Here is a 5126-nt window from a genome sequence, read left to right as displayed (position 1 = left end):
AATAACAAGGCATTTCCTAAGACATTAGAAAAAGCTTAATTTATTTTTAATGTTTACACTATGCACTTCTTGCGAAAATGTTTTCTAATTCTGCTATATTTATTGGTTTTATAAGATAATCTTTAACACTAGATAAAGACTTTGCTCGAGTTACATCTATTGGGTTTATAGAAGAACTTACTACATACAATGTAATTACTTTACCAAATTTGTTTTTAATTTTTGTAAACCGTTCTAAAAACTCCCATCCATCCATTACTGGCATATTTAAATCTAAAAAAATGATTTCTGGAATATTCTCTGCATCTAAATTTTCTAGTAAAGCTTCAAAATAGTCTATACTTTGTTTGCCATCACTAAAAACTAGTAAGTTTTCGCATAGTTTTTTAGTTTCTATAATCTTCTTTACTAAGTTTACATATACAGTGTCATCATCTATAATACAAGCTAATTCTACATTGGTACTGTTCATAGGTTATATAATTAATTAGTTTAGAATTTTATTTTAAAAGTACTTCCTTTATTAATCTCACTTTCTACTGTAATTTGTCCGTTTAAAGATTCTATTTGATTTTTTGTAATAAACAAGCCTATACCTACAGCGTCCTTATTGTAATGAAAGGTCTTGTACATACCAAAAATTTTACTACCAAACTTTTCCATATCTATTCCTCTTCCATTATCAGTAACTTCTAAAAAAGAGTCATTATTTTTTATATAAGATTTAATTATTATTAAAGGATCTCTTTCTGGATGTTTATACTTTATAGCGTTTGTAACTAGATTAAGTATAACACTTTCTAAATATGCTGGAATATATTGTATACATTTTAATTCTGAAAAATCTGAGTTTAAAGTTGTTTTGCTTTCTCGAATAATACTGCCTATTGATTTTTTTAAAATAGACATTGTTGTTTCAAAACAAACATCTACTTTACTATCATTTGTTTGTGTTTGTATTGTAACAACCTCATTAAGATGTTCTATAGTTGAATTTAAACTTTCTGAAATATCTTTTACACTATCTAATAATTCCAGTTTTTCTTCTACAGTTTTTACATCGTCTATTAATTGAGTTATTAAGGATAAATTGCTAGTATGAGATCTCAAGTTGTGAGAAACTATGTGCGCGAAATTGAATAATCTTGAATTTTGAGAAGCTATAATCTCTGATGTTTTTTGAAGGCTAGCTATTTTAGATTTCTCATCGTCAATATCCTGAAAGACACCTCTAATACCAATAATGTCATTATTATCGTTATAAACAGCTTTACCAATTGCTTTAGCCCAAAACTCGCGTCCTTTTGCAGTAAGCATTTTTATTTCTGTATTAAAAGGAGTTCCTGCCATTGCACATTTAAAAAAGCAATCTGCAGCTAATTGATGGAACTCTTCTACATAATACTGCGATGAATCCTTTAACGATGGCTTATAATCTTCAGGATATTCTAATATTCGTTTCGTTTGTAAATCCCAGTAACTTTCTTGTTTATTAAAATCTACATACCAACTTCCAGTGGAAGTCATTTCGGCACTTTCTTGATAATAGAAGCTATCTTTTTTTACCTTTTCATTAGTTCTATATTTTCTTTCATAAAAGAAAATAACGTTAGCATCTCCATGAACATTCACAGGCAATTCATCTTTAGTTCTACATACAAACTCTTTGTGTTTTCCGTTTTTACAAAGAATATTTATAGTTTGTTTAAAATCTAAATCGTGTCTAACTAAATTGTAAAAATTATCTCTAAATAAGTTGCGGTCATTTTTATGAATTAGACTATTTAAAAAATAATCGAGCCCAACTTCTACTTCACCTTCTTCAAATCCAAGGTTCTTTAAAAATGCTAAAGACCATGAACTTTGATTATTGATAAGTTCCCAATAACCTATATCTAGGTCACCAATAACTTGTTCAAATAATTTATTTTGTATCATAGGTTATAAAATAAGTTGGGAAATAATAAAGCAAATATAATAAAAAAGTTACAATTAAACGGTAAAATAAGCATTTAAACGATTTTAACTAAGTTTAAACGTATGTGTTTTATTAGGTGTTACACAATAATCTAAAGGAATATCATCTTCAAAAAGACCATCAATCCTTGTCTCAGGTTCAAAAAAAGACAAGCCAATTTTAATAGTTTCAGGCTTACAGCTTGCTAAAAAATTATCGTAAAAGCCTTTACCATAGCCTATACGGTTTCCTTTTTGGTCGAAAGTTAAAAGAGGTACAAATACAATATCTATTTTAGAGTTATTAATTTCAATACCATTAACAGGTTCTGGAATGTTGTATTTATTAAGTTGAATTTTAGTTGAATCTGTTAGTAAGAAATTTTGAAGCGTTCTGGTTTTAAAATCGCTTTTAGGAATTACTATATTTTTATCTTTTCCAGACAAAATACTAAGAATAAAGTCCGTATTTATCTCTTTTAAACTTTCAATAGATAGAAAAATGTGATAAAACTCATGGTCCCATATGTCTAAACTTAAAAGCCTGTTAGATATCTCTAAGCTAAATGCATCAATAGTTTCTTCGTCTAATTCACTACGAAGTATTTTGTATTTCTTTCTTAAATCTGCTTTATTCAACCTTTGTAGATATATGAAAAATAGCATCACCTTGATAAATTATTGGTGATTCGTTTATATTAAATATGTAACCATCATTAGGCGCTTTTACAAAATGGCTAAAACTTCCATAAGGATCTGTAATATGACCAAGTATATCGTCTTTTAAAACACTAGAATTTATAGCTATCGATGCTTTAAACATACCTGAATATTTCGCTCTAACCCATTTGCTTTTACTAATTACTATAGCTTCTTTTTTAGGTTTAGATACTTTAAATTTAGAATTTAACATCCCAAAATGGTCTAAAACACGTTTTACACCATTAACACCTGTATTTGTAATAATACTATCTATATTAAAAGATTTTCCACCTTCAAACAACAACATAGGCACTCCAATATTACTGCAGGCATTTCTAAAGGATTTATTTAAGTTATCAGAATAAAAAATAAAAGGTGTACCAAAAACATGTGCTAATTCTGTGAGTTTTAAATCGTTTTTAACAATACGAATTTGAGCAGCATTAAAACGATCTGCTCCACCGGTGTGAAAATCCATTACAAAATCCACATGAGGTACTATTTTAGACATTACAAAATCGGCAACTCTACTTGCTAAAGAGCCGCCTTTAGTACCTGGAAACGTTCGGTTTAAATCTCGCCCATCTGGAAAGAGACGATCCATATTTAAAAACCCAAAAACATTTATTACAGGAACACAAATAATAGTTCCACATTTAGGTTTATTAATGTTTTTTGCAATTATTTGCCTAACTATTTCTACACCATTAATTTCGTCTCCATGAATACCTGCGGTAATTAAAACTGTTGGTCCTGGTTTTTTGGATCGTTCAATAATTATAGGTACGTCTAAAGTATTACGAGTATGTAATTTTGCTACTTCAAAAGTAACTGTTGCACTTTCTCCTAGTTTTATTTTCTCTCCTAAAATTTCTAAGATTTCGTTTGCTTTACTCGTCATTTATTTAGTGTTTTTTTCAATAAAAGCAATAATATTTTTTGCTATATTTCGTCCTGTTGCTTTCTCTATACCTTCTAATCCTGGAGTAGAATTTATCTCAAGTAACAAAGGACCACGTGCAGACTGTAACATGTCTACACCACAAACAGGAAGTTTTAGTGCTTTAGCGGCATGCATAGCAACTTTTAATTCTTCATGACTTAATTTTATAATATTTGCGCTTCCTCCTCTGTGTAAATTAGATCTAAACTCTCCTTCTTTACCTTGACGTTTCATAGCTCCAACTACTTGTCCATCTACTATTAAGGCACGTAAATCTGCGCCTTTTGCTTCTTTAATAAATTCTTGAACAATTACTCGGGCTTGTAATCCATTAAAAGCTTCTAAAACAGATTCTGCAGCACTTTTGGTCTCTGCTAAAACAACGCCTAAACCTTGAGTACCTTCTAATAATTTAATAATTACTGGTGCTCCACCAACATGTTCTATAACTTCTCGCGCATCTCTAGAATAGTTTGTAAAAACTGTTTTTGGCATTCCAATACCAGCTTTACTTAGGCTTTGTAAGCTCTTTAATTTATCTCTAGAACGCAAAATAGCATCACTAGTTACGGTAGTAAAAACATTCATCATTTCAAACTGCCTTACTACTGCGCAACCGTAAAATGTTACAGACGATCCTATTCTAGGAATTATAGCATCTACATAATCCAGATAACGGTCTTTGTAAAAAATAGTAGGTTTTTCCGTTTCAATAATAATATCGCATTGTAAAGGATCTATAACTTCAATTTTATGCCCTTTTTTTTCTCCTTCTTCAACCAACCTGTCTGTTGAGTAAAGGTTTGCATTTCTAGATAATATAACTATATTCATTTTACTGTTTTACTATATGATAGATCTATTAAATCAACATCTACCATAAATTTTTTTTTTAAAAACTGTCTTCCTATTAATACAGGAAATCTCATTTCTGCACGTGTACTTAACGTTAAGTTAATTTTATATGTTTTATTAAAAAAAATAACTTCTGTTTTAATTTTGTATCTATTTTCAACAAAACCATTACTGCTTTTAACATCTGTAAAGGTATAATTTTCAAAAACAATTTCCTTTCCATTAAAATTGGGATGTCCTACACTATAAAAAGTACATTTTAAAATACCGTTATCCTCTTTAATTTTAGAGCAATGTATTGCAGAGGTATAAGCTCCTGTATCTATTTTAGCATCAATTTTAAATAGATTTAATTTAGGAAAGTCTATTTTATCTGTTCTTCCTATAACTTTTTTTTGCATTAACCTTGTTTTAAAAGTAATGCAATTTAAGAATTTAGTAGCTGATTTTTTTTCAATTAACTAAAAAATTATCTTTAAAGTTAACACTTGTTTTTTTATACCACTTATAAATAATTACCTTTGGTTTATGGCTGATCCTTCATTAGAAATACAATTAAAAACACTACCAAATTCACCTGGTGTGTATCAGTATTTTAATACTGAAGGCGTTATTATATATGTAGGTAAAGCTAAAAATTTAAAAAAAAGAGTTACTTCTTACTTTACTA

The 5126-nt window shown here is 28.9% G+C and carries 7 protein-coding genes; 1 reads left to right on the top strand and 6 read right to left on the bottom strand.

Features of this window, described 5'->3' with window-relative positions; all coding sequences use genetic code 11:
- Positions 1-58 precede the first annotated feature (58 nt).
- From Q0C58_RS08405 to Q0C58_RS08380, 6 genes are all read right to left on the bottom strand, one after another.
- Complete coding sequence (locus tag Q0C58_RS08405) at positions 59-472, bottom strand: response regulator (protein ID WP_290699989.1); 414 nt, start codon at positions 470-472, stop codon at positions 59-61.
- Positions 473-492: 20 nt separating this feature from the next.
- The gene (locus Q0C58_RS08400; protein WP_290699986.1) at positions 493-1938 is read right to left on the bottom strand and encodes an ATP-binding protein; all 1446 of its coding nucleotides are present in this window, start codon (positions 1936-1938) and stop codon (positions 493-495) included.
- Positions 1939-2022: 84 nt separating this feature from the next.
- The gene (locus Q0C58_RS08395) at positions 2023-2595 is read right to left on the bottom strand and encodes a 5-formyltetrahydrofolate cyclo-ligase (protein WP_290699983.1); all 573 of its coding nucleotides are present in this window, start codon (positions 2593-2595) and stop codon (positions 2023-2025) included.
- Positions 2588-3559: a succinylglutamate desuccinylase/aspartoacylase family protein gene (locus Q0C58_RS08390; RefSeq protein WP_290699979.1), complete on the bottom strand. Its 972-nt coding sequence runs from the start codon at positions 3557-3559 to the stop codon at positions 2588-2590. The genes Q0C58_RS08395 and Q0C58_RS08390 overlap by 8 nt, the downstream gene beginning before the upstream one ends.
- Positions 3560-4435: a 30S ribosomal protein S6--L-glutamate ligase gene (gene rimK, locus Q0C58_RS08385; protein WP_290699976.1), complete on the bottom strand. Its 876-nt coding sequence runs from the start codon at positions 4433-4435 to the stop codon at positions 3560-3562.
- Positions 4432-4857, bottom strand: a complete 426-nt coding sequence (locus Q0C58_RS08380) for a RimK/LysX family protein (RefSeq protein ID WP_290699973.1) — start codon at positions 4855-4857, stop codon at positions 4432-4434. The genes rimK and Q0C58_RS08380 overlap by 4 nt, the downstream gene beginning before the upstream one ends.
- Before the next feature lie 127 nt (positions 4858-4984).
- On the opposite strand from Q0C58_RS08380, the gene Q0C58_RS08375 reads away from it, so the two are divergent.
- The coding region (locus Q0C58_RS08375; RefSeq protein ID WP_290699991.1) for a GIY-YIG nuclease family protein at positions 4985-5126 on the top strand (142 nt) is incomplete at its 3' end.

It is taken from the genome of Lacinutrix sp., assembly GCF_023299985.1.
GTDB lineage: Bacteria > Bacteroidota > Bacteroidia > Flavobacteriales > Flavobacteriaceae > Lacinutrix.
This window is presented reverse-complemented; position numbering and strand designations above follow the sequence as displayed.

What these genes read in the sequence shown, in the direction of transcription:
- Q0C58_RS08405 (WP_290699989.1), bottom strand. Translation starts at nt 472, where the DNA reads ATGAACAGTACCAATGTAGAATTAGCTTGTATTATAGATGATGACACT.
- Q0C58_RS08400 (WP_290699986.1), bottom strand. Translation starts at nt 1,938, where the DNA reads ATGATACAAAATAAATTATTTGAACAAGTTATTGGTGACCTAGATATA.
- Q0C58_RS08390 (WP_290699979.1), bottom strand. Translation starts at nt 3,559, where the DNA reads ATGACGAGTAAAGCAAACGAAATCTTAGAAATTTTAGGAGAGAAAATA.
- rimK (WP_290699976.1), bottom strand. Translation starts at nt 4,435, where the DNA reads ATGAATATAGTTATATTATCTAGAAATGCAAACCTTTACTCAACAGAC.
- Q0C58_RS08380 (WP_290699973.1), bottom strand. Translation starts at nt 4,857, where the DNA reads ATGCAAAAAAAAGTTATAGGAAGAACAGATAAAATAGACTTTCCTAAA.